Origin of the sequence: Bradyrhizobium sp. SPXBL-02 (assembly GCF_051853065.1) — a bacterium.
GTDB lineage: Bacteria > Pseudomonadota > Alphaproteobacteria > Rhizobiales > Xanthobacteraceae > Bradyrhizobium.
Genome location: NZ_CP182474.1, coordinates 3886533 through 3903729, shown reverse-complemented (window position 1 = coordinate 3903729; position 17197 = coordinate 3886533). Strand labels below are relative to the sequence as shown.

Below are 17197 nucleotides of genomic sequence, written 5' to 3'. Positions count from 1 at the left end.
GCCATTGGAGAGATCGCTTCGTTGCAGCGAAATTCGTCAGATCGCGCGCAAGCGCGGTCCGCCGAGGCAGCAGCTCCCGAGAGAGTCGTGAACGATCGTCGTCGTGATTGCGCGTCGGCCTCGCTATGGCGCGAGCCAATGATCGCCCCGTCCACGTTCTTCTGCTCAACGCGCAGCGTCACGCGAGTGCCTGGCGCATCGCCATCATCCGCCGGGTACGGCACCCGTCACAGACGTGTCCATCCGCGCTCGGACCTGGAGCGACGCAGTACGATCTTCGGGAGCTAGCTCAGGCGATGGGGGGCCGATAGTGGCGGCGGAACGCGCCTTCCTCGCCGATCACGTCCGGGTGCGCCTCGCAGCGCGAATGCGGCGACACGAACTCCGCGATCCCAGGTGCTTGAGGCGACACTGCGCTGAAGCACAATACCGAGCCACAGCAGGCCGCATGCCGGTCGCCGGGCTCGTCCCGCTCGTTGTCACAATCTCCGTCTTTCGCAACGTCGTGCGAATGCACCGCCGATCCGGCACTGCTTGGATCGTGCGCATGCGCGGGCTGCTCGCAGGGTATCGAAGTGAGTGGAGCGACCGAGATGGCGAGCGACGGTGTCATCGACGCAAGCAGATAGGCCATGGCGACAAGCCATCCCCACCACCTTCGCCTCGGCTTTCTCGAGCCAATCATTCCTGCACCGCTGCTTGCCCTCGAAAATATAACTCTGGTTGTATCGCCGGCCAACAGAAAACGGCGCGCATGCCGAGCCAGCCATGCGGGACGGACCTTGCGCCACACGGAATTTGTCGGCTTCGGCAAGACATCTACCTCAAGCAGCCCATGAAATATTTTTCGCGGATCCCGTAATGTTGGAAGCCCACCGGCGTCGCGTTCAACCATCAATGGTGCTTCATCCAGCCGACGCTCTTAATGTTATTGAATGAGTCCGTCGTGTGGCACAAAAAGCATTGGTCCACCGATGCATGCTCCTGTCCCGCAATCATCCGATCCATCATGAAATGGTCCATATAGTGGCTCGGCGGCGCCTTATGACATTCGGCGCAGTCTTTCGAGGTTGGCGACGGATGCAGGGAGCCCGTGATTTTCCAGGACGCCAGCGCATGGCAATCGGCGCATTCCCGTCCAAACAATCCGCGGTGCGGCTCCCGGTTGCTGTGGCAGTTGGCGCAATCGAGCGCGGCCCTTTCGGGCCAGTCGGACTTTGGCAGTCCGAGAAACTCCGTCAGATCGGCTCTCAGTTGATCGACCGCGCTCCACTCGAACCCCCTCTTACCGGAGGCCGCCATCGTGACTTGCAGCAATGACGCATGGTTCATCCGGATCGGACGCGAGTCGCCCGCGTGCTCGCGATGGCAGCCGGAACACTGACCGCCGATGACGGCATGAAACGCCGTCGATTGCTTGGCGAGATCCGCGGCCGAAGGCGCATGACAGGTAATGCAGGCGGCTGCCTCGACGCCTTTGACCGGCGAATGGCAGCTCTCGCATCTGTCGGCCAGAAATGCGTGCTTGGCGGACAGCGGCCCGGGACTGACGAGCCTTGTCCAACCCGGCACGAGTCCCGGGCTGCCCCGGTACAGGGCAATCGATGCGACCGCCGCGCTCGCGACCGCAAGGGTCGCGACCACGACATAGAGCACGCCCCTGACAGTCACGCGAGCCACCGCAGCCCATAATAGACCTCGGTGGCCACGTGCACCGCGAGCAGCGCGTACATGACGATCGCCGCCAGGACGTGGAGCCCGATCCACTGCATGAAGATCGCCTTGACCGCCTCGCTCGATCCGATCGCCGTTTCGAGATCGGAAATGCCGTCGACGAGCTGCAGCAGCGGCACGTCCTGCAACGCCAGTGCATGCATCCCGCCCCCGTCTCGCGGATCCCGATCGGGGGACATCGCCGCTGCGCAGCGCTCATAGGCCGACCTCAAGGTCGCCAGGTGCGACTGCTGCTGGCGCAGCTCCATCGCGGTCTGCGGCAGGTAATAGCGGCCGACGAATCCGGTGACAACCACAATCAGCATGCTGGTCAGAAGGGCGATCCCGAGCGGACTCTGGAGCTTGTGCCCGGTATGCAGCAGCGCGAGGAATGCAGCGACGATCCCGGCATAGGCGTGAAACGCCAGGAGCGTCGGCATCGACACGCATCGCGTGACGAGGGCCTTGAGCCTCGTGCTGTATTTGGTCATGGGATAGGCGAGAAGCAGGATCATCAGCGCGGCCGCGAACGCGCCGAGGATGAAGCCGGCGAGGCTTCCGGCAAAGCGGCTGTCTGAGTGAAGCACGAAAGCCGGCGCCAGCAGCAGCAGGGCCGCCAGCACGGCGTCGGCGATCAGGCGCTCTCTCCCGGTCAACATCTCAGACCTCGACGACCAGATCCCCGACCGATCTCGCCTGGCAGGCCAGGATGAGACCGTTCGCCTTGTCCTCCGCGGTCAGGGCGTCCTGGACCTCCATCGTCACGTTGCCTTGCAACAGATGCGTCTTGCAGACGCCGCAGACCCCTGCCCTGCAGGAATAGTCGATCGCAACGCCAGCGCTCTCGGCAACCTCCAGCACGCTCTTGTCCGGCGGCAGCGCCGCCATCTTGCCGGATTTGGCGAAGCGAATGGTCGCCGTTGCCGGACCGACTGCTGCGGCCCCTCGGTTGCCCGCTTCTCCTTCCGCCATTTGCGCTTCGCTGGCGGCCTTGCCGGCCGGTGGAACGGCGCCGCGGGCCGGCCCGAAGGCTTCGGTCTTGATCTGCTCGCCAGGCACGCCGAGGCCGATCAGGGTTTTGCGGAGCGCATCCATCATTCCGGGCGGACCGCACAGATGAACGCGCCGCTTCGCAAGATCCGGCACCGCCTGTATCAGGAATTCGGCCGTGATCTGCCCCTCGCGTCCCATCCAGGACGTGCCTGAGGCCCGCATCATCGTGGCCGCGACGTGCAGGTTGTCCATCCTGCGCTGCAGGTATTCCAATTCGTCCCGGAAGATGAACTGCTCGGTCGTCTGTGCGCCGTAGATGAGGTAAATCTGGCCGGGCCAGGCGATGTCCGAGAGATAGCGGATCGCCGCCATCAACGGCGTGATGCCGACCCCGCCACCGATCAGGACGACGCTGTCGGCCTCCGTGCCCGTGAACGTAAAGGCGCCGGACGGGCCCGTGACATCGACGAGGTCCCCCTCCTTCAGCTGGCCGTGCATGTAGTCGGACAGCAGCCCGCCTTCCTGGCGCTTGATCGTGGTCTCGACATAGGCGGTCTGCGCCGCGGACGAGGCGATCGTGTAGGAACGCCTGACCGTCTGTCCGTCAACCTCGATGGCATAGGTCAGGAACTGCCCGGGCAGGAACGCAAACGGAATCGTACCACCCTCCGCCGCCTGCAGTCGGAAGGTCTTCACGTCAGGCGTCTCCCGATAAATCGCGCAGACCCTCAGCTTGCCCTTCCAGGGGCTACTCGCCGCACCGCGCGGCGGTCGGCGGTCTGTATCCCCGGAAGTCGTCGTTCCGCCGATGTCGTTCAGCGGACTGGCGGCTGGCGTGGTTACAGTGGTTATGATTGGCGTGACCGCAGCCGGAGCGACTGCCACGCGCGTCAGCCGGTCGACGAGCGCGTTCGCCCGGCGCATGCGCGCGATGTAAACGGCGAGCATCCCCACCGAAAACAGCGCCAGCAGCGCCATGGTGGTGACGTGAAACCAGGAGATCCCGGTCGCGCCGTCATCGGCATCCACAGTGCTTCGGGCAGACGGCAGGTTCATTTGCGACTTGAACCAGGCCTGCGCGATCTGCTGTGGCGGTTTGCCTTCGTGAAGCGAACGCAGCGCGACCACGCCGCTCTGGACCGCGTTCAGGGACTCGCGAAGCCGGCGCGAGGCCTGATCGGCGGCGGCGATGTCGCCGCCGGCGATGGCGTGCCGCAGGTTCGTTTCGGCATCCGCCAGGCGATCGGTCTCGGCGCCGATCCGCGCGTGCGCCTCGCTCTCCAGGCTGCTCCTCTGCTCGGCAGACAGCGCCGGCATCTCCATCAATGCCGGATAGAACGCCTTGCGCGGCCGGCCCATCATGCCGTCCATTCCGCCCATCATTCCGGCGGACGAAGCGGCGGGCGACCCGCCAGCCGCTTGTCCATCGCTCGGACCGGCCGATCCCTCCGGCTCCGGCCTCGCCTCGCCGCCGGCCCCGGCGGGATGGTGCGCCGCGTGATCGCCCTCAGCCTCCGCGACCTTCCAAGGCTGCGCGAACCTTTCGGCGGCAGCTGTTACGCCGCGGCCGACGTCGGATGCCGGCGCGGCCATCGCGGTGAGCTGGCTCGCCAGGATGCCCAGCGCAAGCAGGCCGAAGCGACGTCGAAGGATCGGACCGGACATGATCTTGCGCGTTCACATCGGCGGTCAGAACGATGCGATCAGAGGCAGCAGGATCGTATCGGCGGTCTGCTTCTGACTTTCGTTCAGCGACGCGTAGAGCCGCGTGAAGGCCGAGCGAGCCGACTTGATCGCCTCCAGACGCTCGGACAGATGCCGCTCGTAGTGCTCCAGACGATCCGCACCGCCGAGCTTGTCGTCCATGACGAGCATCTTGCGCGCTTCCAGGAGGTGCTGCCGGCTCGACCGCAATGCGTCCGCGACGTTATTCCAGTCCGCACTCTGCTTGTCGCTGATCTGCAGCTCCGCCTTCAGGAAAGCGATCCGCCCTTCGAGCCGCTCGGTCACGTCCGCCGGACCGCTCATTCCACCGCTGCCGCCGGATGGGCTCATCTGGCCGCGCATCATCTTCTCCATCATCTGCATCATCATCGGCATCATCTGCATCATGCCGGAGTTCTCCTGACAGCCCGCACCCTGGCAGTCCCGCATCTGGCCTTGCGGCGACATCTTCATCTTGTCGTCGTTCATCCGGCCGCCGCCCATGCTCTGAGATTGCCCTGCCGGCTGGCCCATGTTCATCTTGCTGCCGGAATCCGAGGGATCGGGCCTCTTCATCTTGTCGTCATCCATCATCGCGATCCGAGCAGGATCGGCGGAGTATGCCGGCGACAGCACAACCGCCCCCAGGACGAGCACGGCGAACGTGGCTGCGCTCATGACGACATTTCTCGAGTTCATGTTCATTCTCCAGGTTTGGTTCAGTTGGTCATCTGACCGTCGAGGTGGGCGATCAGACGACGAGGCGCGCGGCAGTCAGGCCTTATGGACGCGAAGCTTCTCCGGCTCTTACGCACGGACGTGCCACGCGGCTTGATGGTCTCTTCCGCGAGATCAGCCCGGACGTCATCATCCGCCCGTCTCCTGGGCCGAGCGGCTCCTGTCGACATCCTTCGACCACGTCCGGTAATAGGCGATGATCGTCATGATCCACAGACCCGCTGCACCGACGATCAGCTGCGTCCATATTCCCTCGGAGCCCGACTCGATCACGAAATGCGCGACGAAGGACAGAAACAGGCCGACGCAGAACACCGACAACGATTGCTGGCCGCATCTGATCAAGGGCTGCAGCAGCGGCGACTTGAGGCCCGGCCAGTCGATCGGGATGAGCCGGACGACGATGAGCATCAGGCTCGCCAGATGGATGAGACGATAGGGACCGAGATTGGTCTTGTCGTTCGGAATGAAGATCGCGGCGAGCCCTTCAGGGACGGAATCGCGCAGTCCCGGGATTCGTTCGGCCAGCGTCACGACCAGCGCAAAGAGCAGGACGGCACAGCTGAAGGCGAACGCCGTGCGGGACGACAGCAGCCAGCGGCTCGCGGCCGCCCCTCCCAAGGCCAGCCAGGCGCCGAAGACGAACAGCAATTGCCAGGCGAACGGATTGAAGTACCAGACTCCAGCCGGATAGGACGGCAAATTCCATCCGCAATGGCGGGCCGCCAGATACAGACCGAGCGAGCCGATCATCACCGCGTTGCGCCAGCGCAGCATGACCCACTGCACGGCGGGAAACGCGGCCATCAGCACGATGTAGAGAGGCAGCACGTCGAGATTGAGCGGCTTGAACTTGAGGATCAGGCCCTGTGCGAGCGTCTCGACCGGAAAATTCATCAGCGGCGCGACGTTGAACTGATCCATCAAATGCAGATCGTCGTACCTGTGCGCGATGTAGTGCACGGCCGTGAGATAGACGAAGAACAACAGAAGGTGAGCGACATAGAGCTGCCACACCCGCCGCAGCAGCCGGGTTGCTCCGATGACGAAGCCACGCTCCATCATCATCGCGCCGAACACGAAGGTCGCGGTGTAGCCGGAGATCAGCACGAACAGATCGGCGCCGTCGCTGAAGCCGTAATTGCGTGTCGTGAACCAGACCAGCGCGGAATCCGGAATGTGCCCGAGAAAGATCAGCCAGTTGGCGAGGCCGCGAAAAAGATCGAGACGCAGATCGCGCCGCGGCACGACCAGCACGGATCTGATCGTGATCGTCTCCCACAGCCGACGACGCAACAGAAGCATAACTTGCAGGGGCTGCGCGGGGTCGTTAACCGTCTCTTCAGTCAACCGCACGTTCTCCATCATTACGATCGCCATTTCGGATCGCAACCTCGTCGTCGCTCGTTCGAGCCGGCACGCTAGGTTGCGTCGTTGTTGCCCGCTTGACGGACATCAAAGCCGGTCGACGCACCAGCAAATTCTTTTTGTGGTTCAATCGCGTAATAAATCGAGATGGATCTCGTCCTCCATCGGCAGTTCACCTGCCGATGACTACATGCCCCCCGAGCGACATGCTTGAGGGCATTGCACGAGGTTACGATTTCGCGCGTCGGCTTAAGATTTTTTTCTGTAAGAAGATCGCCGCTTCGCGTCGCCTGCAGCAACTCGACGAGTCTTCACATCTCAGCACTCGGCATGCGCATCGGCATGTTGATCTTGCTCAACCCGGACGATCGCACTCCGGGTTTGGTTGCGGCTCGATCAAGCCACCGGGACTTGATTGGCACCACTTGATGAATTCGAACAGGAGAAACCAAATGAGTCACCGCAAGCTGATCATCGCGGCCGCGATCATGTCCTTCGTTGCGCTGCCCGCGATGGCGCAGAAGAGCGCGACCGACGAGAAGAACGGCCATCACTATTCGGGCGGACCGAAGACCGAGGTCCCCCATCACATGGGCAAGAAGGAGAGCGACGGCGGAACGACCAGCGGTTCCGGGGGCAGCCACCATTATGGTGGCGGGCCGAAGACGGAAGTCCCGCACCATACCGGCGCGAAGAAGCCGCAATGACCAAGGCTTGCCGTGCCGCGATCCCGAACTGGGACGGCGCTGCAAACGAAATCGCCCGGAAGCGGCCATCCGCTCCCGGGCGATCCATTATCTGTAGAGCTCGTAAGGTCTAGTTCGGCACTGCAGCCTTGGTCGCAGGCTTGGCGGCGACGGCATTTGCGGTGACGCCATGGAGGAAATCGTAGGCCGCGTGCAGGGCCTTGTCGTCCTTCTCTTCCGGCGGAACGTAGGACTGCGACCCGGTCTGCTCGCTGCCGTCGGCGGCCGACAGATGGCCGCGCATCTGGGACTCCGCCATGGTGTCCATCCGCCCCTTCAGCTCGGGCGGGACGTCCTGGAGGATCTCGATGTCGGGCGCGATGCCCTGGGCCTGGATCGAGCGGCCCGACGGCGTGTAGTAGCGTGCCGTGGTCAGCGCCAGCGCGCCGTGGTCGGCGCCGAGCGGAATGATGGTCTGCACCGAGCCCTTGCCGAACGAGCGCGTGCCAATGATCGTCGCGCGCTTGTGATCATGCAGTGCGCCGGCGACGATCTCGGAGGCTGAGGCCGAGCCGCCGTTGACCAGCACCACCAGCGGCTTGCCCTTGGTGAGGTCGCCGCCATGGGCGGTGAAGCGCTGCGTCTCTTCCGGAGAGCGGCCGCGGGTCGAGACGACCTCGCCGCGCTGCAGGAAGGCGCTCGACACCGACACGGCCTGGTCGAGCAGGCCGCCAGGATTGTTGCGCAGGTCCACCACATAGCCGGCGAGCTTCTCCTGCGGGACCTGCTTGGAGACCGAGGCGATCGCCTTCTTCAGGCCGTCGGTGGTCTGCTCGTTGAAAGAGGTGATGCGGATATAGCCGATGTCGCCGTTCTCGACGTGGAAGCGCACGGGGCGCACATGGATGATCTCACGCGTGATCGCGACGTCGAGCGGCGCATCCGCGCCCTTGCGGATGATGGTGAGCTTGGTCTTGGTGTCGACCGGCCCCTTCATCTTGTTGACCGCCTGCTCGAGCGTCATGCCCTGCACGGCCTCGCCGTCGATCTTGCTGATGAGGTCGCCGGACATGATGCCGGCCTTCGAAGCCGGCGTGTCGTCGATCGGCGAGACGACCTTGACGAGGCCATCCTCCATCGTGACCTCGATACCAAGGCCGCCGAACTCGCCGGAGGTGGTCTCCTGCATCTCGGTCCAGGCCTTGGCATTCATGTAGCGCGAATGCGGGTCGAGCGAGGTCACCATGCCGGTGATCGCACCCTCGATCAGCTTGGCATTGTCGGGCTTCTCGACATAGCTGGCCTTGACCCGCTCGAACACCGCGCCGAACAGATTGAGTTGGGCATAGGCATCATCCGCGCTCACTGCCGCCCGCGCCGCCCATACGCCGCCCTGCGGGCTGGCTACCAGAAGGGTCAGACACGCTCCGGTGAGCGCGCCCAGGGGGAACAGCAGGGATTTCCGCATGGATGAGGGTGCCTTTTGCTGGGCGGTTCTCTTGAGGCTGGGACGCGCCATGCAAATGGCGATCCAGCCCATCTCTCACAATACCATTCTGGTTTCTTCAAGGCCGGGACGCCACACAGGCGGGTCGACCGAAGAAATCCCTTCGCCTTGGCCTAAACTTTTGGCAACGTTCCGAAACTGTTTCGACGCAAGACGACAGCGGTCGGGCCGCCCACGCCTCGCAGCTATGCGATTTTAGGATGGTTTTGGAGGGCCGGACGCGATAGGCGATGGCGATAAGACTTCAAATTCTCGGGAGGACAACAATGAATGAAGCGCCCCGCATCCGGCCGGAACGGAACGTCGAGCTCGGTGCCAGCGACGAGCCGTTCCAGAACCTGCACGAGTTCGTCCGGAAGGCGCGCGCCAACCTCAACCAGAATGCCTGGGACTACATCGTCGGCGCCGCCGAGACCGAGACCACGATGCGGCGCAACCGCATGGCGCTCGACGAGATCGCCTTCCGCCCGCGCGTGCTGCGCGACGTGCGCAAGGTCGATGGCAGCGTCGAGCAGTTCGGCCGCAAGGTGCGGCTGCCGGTGGTGCTGGCTCCCGTCGGCGCACTCGAGATCTTCGATCCGGACGGCGCGGCGAGCGTCGCGCGCGCTGCAGGCACGTTCGGCGCGGCGCACATGCTGAGCTCGGTGTCCGAGCCCGGTCTCGAGAAGACCGCCGAGGCTGCCCCTGATGCACTGCGTCTCTATCAGCTCTATGTCCGCGGCGACGATGCCTTCGTCGCCGACGTCGTCAGCCGGGCCGAGAAGAACGCTTATGCCGCCTTCTGCCTGACCGTCGACACCGCCCATTACAGCCGTCGTGAACGTGACATCGCCAAGCGCTACGTTCGCGAGAGCCGCCTGCGCGCCACCGGCGGCGATTTCCAGAAGGGCCTGGAGTGGCGGACCGTGAAGATGATCAAGGACAAGTTCAAAATTCCGCTGATCCTCAAGGGCATCGCCACCGCCGAGGACGCACAGATCGCGCTCGATCACGGCGTCGAATGGATCTACGTCTCCAATCATGGCGGCCGCCAGCTCGACCACGGCCGCGGTGCCATGCACGTCCTGCCGGAGATCGTCGACGCCGTGAAGGGCCGCGCGAAGATCATGGTCGACGGCGGCTTCTGCCGGGGCACCGACATCGTCAAGGCGATCGCGGCGGGCGCCGACCTCGTCGGCATCGGCCGGCTGCAATGCTGGGCGCTGGCCGCAGCTGGCGAAGCCGGTGTCGCGCGGATGCTGGATCTGCTCGAAGACGAGGTGCTGCGCTGCCTCGGCCTCCTGGGCGCCACCTCATTCGCCGAGATCGACAAGTCCTGCCTGCATCCGGCGACCGCCACCAACGCGCCCAGCGTGTTCAGCGCGTTCCCGCTGTTCGACCACGATCCCTATCGTTACTGAGCATACTGAAGTGAAAAGGACGCAATGACATCGCTCTCTCCCGGCAGCGCGGATGCGCTGCTGTTCGACCTCGGGCGCGTGGTGCTCGACATCGACTTCTCGAAGGCGATCGCCTGCTGGGCGGGACATGCCGGCTGCCAGCCCGAGGCCATCATCGCGCGCTATGTGCGCGACGAGGCCTACCGCCTGCACGAGATGGGCAAGATCAGCGACGCGGACTATTTCGCCTCGCTCCGATCCTCGCTCGGGATCGGTATCTCGGATGCGCAGTTCCTGGAAGGCTGGAACGCGATCTTCGCCGGTGAGATGCCCGATATCGCCGAACTGTTGCCGCGCGCGGCGAAGCGGATGCCGCTCTACGCCTTCTCCAACACCAATCGGCCGCACGTCGACTATTTCTCGAAGGAATATGCCGGTCTGCTCGGCCATTTCCGCGAGCTGTATCTGTCCTCCAGCATCGGCCTGCGCAAGCCGGATGCCGAGGCCTTCGACCATGTCGTCGCGGCGATCGGCGCGCCGGCCGAGCGCATCGTCTTCTTCGATGACCTCGCCGAGAACATCGAAGGAGCGCGGGCACGCGGCTTGACCGCCGTGCATGTCACCTCGCCGCGCGACGTCGGGAACGCATTGAAAGCGCTGGGGATCTGAGCCACAGGAAGCCCGGACCGTGCTCAGTTCCAGGGGCTAAATTTGGTGGAGATGAGGAACCCAATCACTTTGTGCATTTTTATACAGAGTTCCGGGAACGGAATCCTGCCCTTCGGACTCATGAGTCCGTTGGGCCTTCTACATTGGACTGATCGACGTGCTGGGCAAGACCTATCTCACCAAGCAGGCTTCTCTCCTGCTCGAATTCGCCAGAACCACCTCGGATTCTGACCTCTCCGCCAAACTGATCAGCAAGGCCGCCGACCTGAAATCCCAGGCCGATCCGCTGCCCGACAAGGATCAGGGCCCCAAGGCGCCCGACGTCGCGGATTTCAGTCCGGGCGATCCGACGGAGCGTTGACCGATGTTGGCCGTGGCGCTCGTCATTCTCGTCCTTGCCATGGCTATCCTCGTTCCGGTCTGCCTCGCCTTCCGCATCATGCCGCGGCGGAGTTGAGCCAGCTCAACCATCCGAGTGCTCGCGTTCCTGCGTGGGATGCTTGATCGCGAGAATGACGATTTCGCCAGCCTCTACTTCCAGCCGGTATTAGACCAGATAAGGGTACCGCCGCGTTACCAGCTTGCGTACGCCCTCGACCTTCTGCGGTCTTCCAAGCCGTGGAAAGCGAACGAGATTTTGAAGCGATTCAAGAATCGCAGCGCGCACGCGCAATGCACCTTGCGGGCTGTGCTCCCTGACATAGTCGGCAATCTCAATCAGATCCTTGGCCGCGCGTCGTAAATCTGAGCCTCATCGCTCGAAGCGGCGAAAGGCTGCTTCGATCTCGGCGTCAGACGCAAATTGCCGGAGGTTCGCTTGTGTGAGCCCCTCGAGGACCGCCGCAAGGTGGCCGGGATCCATTTCCTCAGCCTCCTCTCCGCCGTCGCTCAAAGCCAACATGGCGCGCGCGATCTCGTCCTGGCTATCCGCAGGAAGCTGCCGCACGGCCTTGAGCGCCTTTTCGAGCAGTTTTGTCATGGACAGAAGATAAGCCGACCCGAGACCGAAAGGAAGTGTGGCTTCTTGCTGGCCAGGGAGGCCTTTTTGCTTCAGTCCCTCCGCTCAGCTAGAACTTGCCGACCGAGTCCTGATTTGTTGCGGAGTTCGCCCGTGGCCCTGATGCCGGTTTCTGACGCGCTCGCCGCGGTGCTGACCGGCGCCGAGCCGCTGGCCGAAGAGATGGTTCGCCTCGACGAGGCCCACCATCGTGTGCTCGCGCACGATGTCGCGGCGCGGCGCACGCAGCCGCCGGAGGCGATGTCGGCGATGGACGGCTATGCCGTGCGCGCGTCCGACGCGGCCATCGAGTCCAGGCTGACCGTCGTCGGTGAGGTCGCGGCGGGTCGGCCGTTCGCGGGAAGGGTCGGCCCCGGCGAAGCCGTGCGGATCTTCACCGGCGGCGTCGTTCCCGACGGCGCCGATGCCGTCGTGATCCAGGAGGACACAATTGCCGACGGCAAGCATGTCACGATCAAGGAAGCCGCAATTTGTGGCCGGCACATCCGCCCTGCGGGCGTCGACTTCCGCGAAGGCGACGTGCTGCTGCGCAAGGGAATCCGTCTCACCGAGCGCGATCTCGCCCTCGCCGCCGGAATGAATCATCCTTATCTCGGCGTTATCCGCCGCCCGAGGGTCGCGATTCTCGCCACCGGCGACGAGCTGGTCATGCCGGGCACCGCGCCTGGTCCCGGTCAGATCGTCTATTCCAATGGCTATGCCCTGCACGCCCTTGCCCGCAGCGAGGGCGCCGAGACCATCGACCTCGGAATTGCCGCCGATACGCTGGAGTCCACGTCCGCCGGCATCCGCCGCGCGCGCGAGAGCGGTGCCGACATCCTGGTCACGACCGGCGGTGCGTCGGTCGGCGACCACGATCTGGTCCAGCAGGCGCTCAAGGGCGAAGGCATCGAGATGGCGTTCTGGAAGATCGCGATCCGGCCCGGCAAGCCGATGATGCATGGTCGCCTCGGCGCGATGCGCGTGATCGGCCTGCCCGGCAATCCCGTGTCGTCATACGTGTGCGCCTTCCTGTTCATGGTGCCCTTGATTCGGGCCCTGTCGGGCGGTTCAGTGATTCATCATCAGCGCGAGCGCGCCGTGCTGGGCCGCGACCTCGGCGCCAACGATCAGCGCGAGGATTATCTGCGTGCGCGGCTGGAGGTGCGCGACGACGGCACGCGCGTCGCCCTTCCCGTCAGCCATCAGGACTCCTCCCTGCTTGCGAATCTCTCTGCGGCACAGGTACTTCTCGTGCGCGCACCGTTCGCGCCGAAGGCCGAGGCCGGCACACCTTGCGAGGTGCTGCGGCTGCCCGTCTGAGCTGCTGAGCCACACGCATTCCGCGAGTTCAGCCGCGTTCACCATAAATTAAGCAGTTGCGGAACACATATCGAACATATAGTGTCCGTTCATGATTTGTTTCGAGGATGTAGCGGCTTATTGCCGACTTCATCGTCTCGGAATCGAACGACATCAACCGGGGGACTTTGGTCGAGATGTTGACGCGCAAACAATACGAGCTTCTGCGGTTCATCAGCGAACGTCTGAAGGAAAGCGGCGTGCCGCCGTCCTTCGACGAGATGAAGGATGCGCTCGACCTGCGCTCGAAGTCAGGCATTCATCGCCTGATCACTGCGCTTGAGGAGCGCGGCTTCATTCGCCGCCTGCCCAACCGCGCCCGTGCCATCGAGGTGATCAAGCTGCCCGAGCTCCAGGCCGCAGCCGGCAATCGCCGCGGCTTCACCCCGAGCGTCATCGAGGGCAATCTCGGCAAGGTGCGCGCGAGCTCCAGCCCGCCCGCGGATGAGGGCGAGCGCCCCGTCGCGGTGCCCGTGATGGGCCGCATCGCGGCCGGCACGCCGATCGAGGCGCTGCAGACCCGCAGCCACACCATCAGCGTCCCGCCGGACATGCTCGGCTCCGGCGAGCACTACGCGCTCGAGGTGCGCGGCGATTCGATGGTCGAGGCCGGCATCCTCGACGGCGACATGGCGCTGATCCAGCGCAACGAGACCGCCAATACCGGCGACATTGTGGTGGCGCTGATCGACGACGAGGAGGCCACGCTCAAGCGCTTCCGCCGCCGCGGCGCCTCGATCGCGCTCGAGCCCGCCAATGCCGCCTACGAGGTCCGCATTCTTCCGCCGAACCGCGTGAAGATCCAGGGCAAGCTGATCGGGCTTTACCGGAAGTACTGATACCGGAAGTAAGCGCTACGCGCGCTTCGATCGTCGATCCAAGATTGGAGCGGATACTTGTCCGCTCCGGCTGGATGGTCTTTCTGGTTCTGCGCTGACTGTTCGGCGCCTCTTCCCGCGCGACACTCGCCCATGCGGACACGCGGCCATTTCGCTCCGCCGGTAGAGTTGTGCCGACAGCGCCGATAGTGCGGGCCAAATGCAAGGACGCGAGGTTTGTTCCTATCGAATCCGGGAAAGATAATGTGATCGCGTGCTGCGGATGCGAGCCGCAGATTTGCCCATAACCGAGCAGAGCGTTGGAGGCTTCCACTCTGATAGAGGCCTGCGCCTCGAAAGAGACGCGGGTCGCTATCCCAGTATGAGGAGCACCCGATGTGTGACTATAGCCTGCATGCCGTCGCGACGCGCCCCGCCGAAGTTGGCGAGACGATCGTCACGACAACCTTCCGCGGCACCTCGACGCGCGGCTTCGCCTCCGAAGCCGATCTCTCCGTCGCGGTCTGTCTGCTGCCGGGAACGGAGCTCGCTTTCGCCGATAACGTCCGCTACGACAACCGCTGGATCTGGACGCGCACCGTCAACTCCCGCGTCGGCAAGTTCGGCAAGATCGACCCGCACATTCCCGATCGCCATCATGACGCGATCGAATTTCCGGACGGCAAGTACGTGCTGGTGACGCAGCTCGTCGAAGGCCAGCGCGCGACCGTGCTGCAATTGCCGGTGACGCAGCAAGCCATCGAGCGCGAGCACAAGCCGCAGATCGTCGCCGACACGCGGCCCACGATCACGCGCCTGCCGATCGGCTGACGCGGTCGGCCCCGACCGAAAAGTCGAGGGCCAAATTCAAATGCCATCGCCGGCCGCGGCCGGCGAGATGGTATGGTTTGCGTCCTGCGGGATCCCGTCGGACCGGTTTTTCCCCGCATTGATCTTCAATCGTCGGCCTGCAAGTCGGCCTCCGATGGCGTTGCGTCCCGGTTGCGAGGCACGGCCGTCTTCGGCACGAGGCTGCCGTCGAAATCCCCCTCGCCGGCGCCGGCCGGCAGCCAAGGACGGCTTGCCCCTCTCGCCCTCACCGCCTGCACCGAAAAACCCTCTGCGCTTCGCGTCAGAGCCAGCGCGCCCTGACTGGCAAGACGCGCCCGATCGACCACCATCGCCGCGCAATCGGGCGGCGCGGGCCGCGCCGTCACCACCAACGCGGCGCGGCTGCAATCATCGGCCAGCGCGTCGATGCGCGTCGCCAACGCGATCAGCCGTCCGTCCGCGAGCGGCGCCACGCAACCGGACTCGTCACATGACACGCTGCTCGCCAACGAGGCGTTGCCGGCATCACGCGGATCGGCATCTGCGGCCAGCCACTCCTTCAGCAGGAAGCTGTCCTTGCTGGCGCGGATCACTTGCAAGCGCTCATCCCCGCCCCGGACCGCGACGCTCGCGCCATCCCCGGCAATCAGGACATCAGGCTGGCGCACCGACAGCCCCCAGAGGATCGCCGCCAGCAGCACCAGGGCGCCGGACCAGCGCAAGGGCGTGCGCAACAGGCCCATCACGATGAGCCCGAGGCTCGCCGCGATCAGCGGCGCGATCCCGAACGCCGGAATGCGGCCGACGGCGCCCGGCAGGGCCGCCACCCAGCGCGCGACCAGGACCATCCACTCGATGCCGATCCCCATCAACCACCAGAACACGCCGTCGAGCCCGAAAGGCGCTGCGAGCAGTCCCAACAGCCCGGCCGGCATCACCAGCGCCGAGACCACCGGCATGGCGCCGAGATTGGCGAGCACGCCGTATGGCGTCACGCGATGGAAGTGGAAGGCGGCGTAGGGCGTGGTCGCGAGCCCCGCGATCAGCGAGGCCAGGAACAGCATCGCGATCTCGCGGCCGCCCCACAGCGCGATCCGCGCCGTCGCGGAATGATCGGGTGAGGCGAGCAGGTTCGGCATGCCGATCTGCACCAGCGCCACCAGCCCGAGCGTTGCCGCAAATGACATCTGGAAGCTCGGATGCACCAGCGCCTCGGGCGCGACCGCGAGCACGATCAGCGCCGCCACCGCCAGCGTGCGGAAGGTGATGGCGCGGCGGTCGACCATGACGGCGATCAGCACCACCGCCGTCATGAAAAACGATCGTTGCGTCGCGACCTCCGCGCCCGACAGCAGCAGGTAGAACGCCGCCGCGACCAGCGCGGCGGCCGCCGACCATTTCTTGATGGCAAAGCCGGCCGCCAGCCCCGGGATCAAGGCCAGCAGCGCGCGCACCGCGAAGAAGACGACGCCGGCGACGACCGCCATGTGGTAGCCGGAGATCGACAGCGCATGGCCGAGCCCCGAGACGAACATGGCATCGTTGACCGGCGCGGTAATCGCATCGCGCCGCCCCGTGAGCAGCGCCGTTGCGATCGCCCGGTTGTCGCCTTCGAGCGTTGCGCGGATGCGCGCATCGATCGCATCGCGCAGGCCCTGCATGAAGGCGGCGTAGCGCAGCCGCAGGCCGCCGGCATCCGGCGGCCTGGACGCCGTGATCGCGCCCATCACGAAGCCGGAGGCACCGATGCTCTGGAAGAACATGTCGCGCGAGAAATCATAGCTGCCGGGCCGCACCGGCGAGATCGGCGGCAGCAGCCGCGCCTTCAATTGCACGAAGCTGCCGACTTCGGGCGCCGTGCCCTTGCGCACCGAGAGGCGGACGCGCTCGAGCTTGACGTCGCCGCGCTGCGCCTCCATCGCGCTGACGCGCAGCACGAAGCGATCGGTACGCTCGCGAATGTCGCGCGCTTCCACGAAGCCCGACAGCGACACCGAATAAAGCGGCTTGGCGAGCACGGGATGGGCGACGCGCGCCGTCTTCCAGGTCGCCATGGCAAATCCGGCGGCGACCGCCGCGATCATGATGGCAGGAGCAAACAGCCGGCTCCGCCGGAGCAACACCGCGCCGAGCATCAGCGCGATGGCCGTCGCGGCAACCACCCACAGCACCGGCTCATGATCGGCGGCGAAATAAAGCGCGATGCCGCCGCCAAAGGCGACGGGCACCCACGGCAACAGCCGGCCTGGCCCGGCCTCGGCGCGCGCCCACTGGCGCAGCATTTCGACGATGGCCGGCCAGATGCCAAACCCCGCCGGCGCAAAGCCGCCGGCCGGGGCGGCGCGGCCGACCGGCCACGTCCCGGCAACTCCCTGGGAGCGTCCTGGCCGCCCCGGCTCCGCCATTCCCTGCACCTTGCGATACGCGACGGG

17 protein-coding genes are annotated in these 17197 nt (G+C 65.0%); 7 read left to right on the top strand and 10 right to left on the bottom strand.

The window, feature by feature from the left end; genetic code table 11:
* Positions 1–289 precede the first annotated feature (289 nt).
* The 6 genes from ACNJYD_RS18120 to ACNJYD_RS18095 all read right to left on the bottom strand — a co-directional run bounded on the left by ACNJYD_RS18120 (position 290) and on the right by ACNJYD_RS18095 (position 6528).
* The gene (locus ACNJYD_RS18120; RefSeq protein ID WP_172783611.1) at positions 290–634 is read right to left on the bottom strand and encodes a hypothetical protein; all 345 of its coding nucleotides are present in this window, start codon (positions 632–634) and stop codon (positions 290–292) included.
* A 260-nt stretch (positions 635–894) separates the two neighbouring features.
* On the bottom strand, positions 895–1671 hold the full coding sequence (locus tag ACNJYD_RS18115) for a class III cytochrome C family protein (protein ID WP_439367268.1): 777 nt from the start codon (positions 1669–1671) through the stop codon (positions 895–897).
* Positions 1668–2372 (bottom strand): iron reductase, encoded by a 705-nt coding sequence (locus ACNJYD_RS18110; protein ID WP_172783609.1) that lies wholly within the window; start codon positions 2370–2372, stop codon positions 1668–1670. The genes ACNJYD_RS18115 and ACNJYD_RS18110 overlap by 4 nt, the downstream gene beginning before the upstream one ends.
* Position 2373: 1 nt before the next feature.
* Positions 2374–4371 carry an FAD-binding oxidoreductase gene (locus tag ACNJYD_RS18105; protein ID WP_439367266.1) on the bottom strand — a complete coding sequence of 666 codons (1998 nt, stop codon included), beginning with the start codon at positions 4369–4371 and terminating at the stop codon, positions 2374–2376.
* A 24-nt stretch (positions 4372–4395) separates the two neighbouring features.
* A complete protein-coding gene (locus tag ACNJYD_RS18100) occupies positions 4396–5109 on the bottom strand; it encodes a Spy/CpxP family protein refolding chaperone (protein ID WP_439367264.1) in 714 nt (237 codons plus the stop codon).
* A 168-nt stretch (positions 5110–5277) separates the two neighbouring features.
* Positions 5278–6528, bottom strand: coding sequence for an OpgC domain-containing protein (locus tag ACNJYD_RS18095; RefSeq protein ID WP_439367262.1), 1251 nt, complete (start codon positions 6526–6528; stop codon positions 5278–5280).
* 440 nt (positions 6529–6968) lie between these two features.
* Between ACNJYD_RS18095 and ACNJYD_RS18090 the strand changes: the two genes are divergently transcribed.
* Positions 6969–7223 carry a hypothetical protein gene (locus ACNJYD_RS18090; protein WP_172783606.1) on the top strand — a complete coding sequence of 85 codons (255 nt, stop codon included), beginning with the start codon at positions 6969–6971 and terminating at the stop codon, positions 7221–7223.
* A gap of 109 nt (positions 7224–7332) precedes the next feature.
* Here ACNJYD_RS18090 and ACNJYD_RS18085 read toward each other — a convergent pair whose 3' ends face one another.
* Positions 7333–8670 carry a S41 family peptidase gene (locus ACNJYD_RS18085; RefSeq protein ID WP_212257215.1) on the bottom strand — a complete coding sequence of 446 codons (1338 nt, stop codon included), beginning with the start codon at positions 8668–8670 and terminating at the stop codon, positions 7333–7335.
* Between the two features lie 305 nt (positions 8671–8975).
* Between ACNJYD_RS18085 and ACNJYD_RS18080 the strand changes: the two genes are divergently transcribed.
* The 3 genes from ACNJYD_RS18080 (at position 8976) to ACNJYD_RS18070 (ending at position 11118) form a co-directional block, all read left to right on the top strand.
* On the top strand, positions 8976–10109 hold the full coding sequence (locus ACNJYD_RS18080) for an alpha-hydroxy acid oxidase (protein ID WP_439367260.1): 1134 nt from the start codon (positions 8976–8978) through the stop codon (positions 10107–10109).
* Between the two features lie 24 nt (positions 10110–10133).
* Positions 10134–10757 (top strand): HAD family hydrolase, encoded by a 624-nt coding sequence (locus tag ACNJYD_RS18075; RefSeq protein WP_212257216.1) that lies wholly within the window; start codon positions 10134–10136, stop codon positions 10755–10757.
* Between the two features lie 157 nt (positions 10758–10914).
* The gene (locus ACNJYD_RS18070) at positions 10915–11118 is read left to right on the top strand and encodes a hypothetical protein (RefSeq protein WP_128265692.1); all 204 of its coding nucleotides are present in this window, start codon (positions 10915–10917) and stop codon (positions 11116–11118) included.
* Positions 11119–11304: 186 nt separating this feature from the next.
* Here the strand turns inward: ACNJYD_RS18070 and ACNJYD_RS18065 are convergent, their stop codons facing one another.
* Both ACNJYD_RS18065 and ACNJYD_RS18060 read right to left on the bottom strand, forming a co-directional pair.
* Positions 11305–11469 carry a type II toxin-antitoxin system RelE/ParE family toxin gene (locus tag ACNJYD_RS18065; protein WP_439367487.1) on the bottom strand — a complete coding sequence of 55 codons (165 nt, stop codon included), beginning with the start codon at positions 11467–11469 and terminating at the stop codon, positions 11305–11307.
* A 39-nt stretch (positions 11470–11508) separates the two neighbouring features.
* Positions 11509–11736 carry a hypothetical protein gene (locus ACNJYD_RS18060; protein ID WP_172783601.1) on the bottom strand — a complete coding sequence of 76 codons (228 nt, stop codon included), beginning with the start codon at positions 11734–11736 and terminating at the stop codon, positions 11509–11511.
* A gap of 132 nt (positions 11737–11868) precedes the next feature.
* On the opposite strand from ACNJYD_RS18060, the gene ACNJYD_RS18055 reads away from it, so the two are divergent.
* The 3 genes from ACNJYD_RS18055 (at position 11869) to ACNJYD_RS18045 (ending at position 14765) form a co-directional block, all read left to right on the top strand.
* Complete coding sequence (locus ACNJYD_RS18055) at positions 11869–13077, top strand: molybdopterin molybdotransferase MoeA (protein WP_439367257.1); 1209 nt, start codon at positions 11869–11871, stop codon at positions 13075–13077.
* Between the two features lie 176 nt (positions 13078–13253).
* Positions 13254–13955: a transcriptional repressor LexA gene (gene lexA / locus ACNJYD_RS18050; protein WP_036009965.1), complete on the top strand. Its 702-nt coding sequence runs from the start codon at positions 13254–13256 to the stop codon at positions 13953–13955.
* 375 nt (positions 13956–14330) lie between these two features.
* Positions 14331–14765: a hypothetical protein gene (locus ACNJYD_RS18045; protein ID WP_172783599.1), complete on the top strand. Its 435-nt coding sequence runs from the start codon at positions 14331–14333 to the stop codon at positions 14763–14765.
* Positions 14766–14890: 125 nt separating this feature from the next.
* Here the strand turns inward: ACNJYD_RS18045 and ACNJYD_RS18040 are convergent, their stop codons facing one another.
* Positions 14891–17170, bottom strand: coding sequence for a ComEC/Rec2 family competence protein (locus tag ACNJYD_RS18040; RefSeq protein ID WP_439367254.1), 2280 nt, complete (start codon positions 17168–17170; stop codon positions 14891–14893).
* Positions 17171–17197: the final 27 nt, after the last annotated feature.

Excerpts from the sequence above, each read along its gene's own strand:
- ACNJYD_RS18120 (WP_172783611.1), bottom strand. The coding sequence starts at position 634 with ATGGCCTATCTGCTTGCGTCGATGACACCGTCGCTCGCCATCTCGGTC.
- ACNJYD_RS18110 (WP_172783609.1), bottom strand. The coding sequence starts at position 2,372 with ATGTTGACCGGGAGAGAGCGCCTGATCGCCGACGCCGTGCTGGCGGCC.
- ACNJYD_RS18105 (WP_439367266.1), bottom strand. The coding sequence starts at position 4,371 with ATGTCCGGTCCGATCCTTCGACGTCGCTTCGGCCTGCTTGCGCTGGGC.
- ACNJYD_RS18100 (WP_439367264.1), bottom strand. The coding sequence starts at position 5,109 with ATGAACTCGAGAAATGTCGTCATGAGCGCAGCCACGTTCGCCGTGCTC.
- ACNJYD_RS18095 (WP_439367262.1), bottom strand. The coding sequence starts at position 6,528 with ATGGCGATCGTAATGATGGAGAACGTGCGGTTGACTGAAGAGACGGTT.
- ACNJYD_RS18090 (WP_172783606.1), top strand. The coding sequence starts at position 6,969 with ATGAGTCACCGCAAGCTGATCATCGCGGCCGCGATCATGTCCTTCGTT.
- ACNJYD_RS18085 (WP_212257215.1), bottom strand. The coding sequence starts at position 8,670 with ATGCGGAAATCCCTGCTGTTCCCCCTGGGCGCGCTCACCGGAGCGTGT.
- ACNJYD_RS18080 (WP_439367260.1), top strand. The coding sequence starts at position 8,976 with ATGAATGAAGCGCCCCGCATCCGGCCGGAACGGAACGTCGAGCTCGGT.
- ACNJYD_RS18075 (WP_212257216.1), top strand. The coding sequence starts at position 10,134 with ATGACATCGCTCTCTCCCGGCAGCGCGGATGCGCTGCTGTTCGACCTC.
- ACNJYD_RS18060 (WP_172783601.1), bottom strand. The coding sequence starts at position 11,736 with ATGACAAAACTGCTCGAAAAGGCGCTCAAGGCCGTGCGGCAGCTTCCT.
- lexA (WP_036009965.1), top strand. The coding sequence starts at position 13,254 with ATGTTGACGCGCAAACAATACGAGCTTCTGCGGTTCATCAGCGAACGT.
- ACNJYD_RS18045 (WP_172783599.1), top strand. The coding sequence starts at position 14,331 with ATGTGTGACTATAGCCTGCATGCCGTCGCGACGCGCCCCGCCGAAGTT.
- ACNJYD_RS18040 (WP_439367254.1), bottom strand. The coding sequence starts at position 17,170 with ATGGCGGAGCCGGGGCGGCCAGGACGCTCCCAGGGAGTTGCCGGGACG.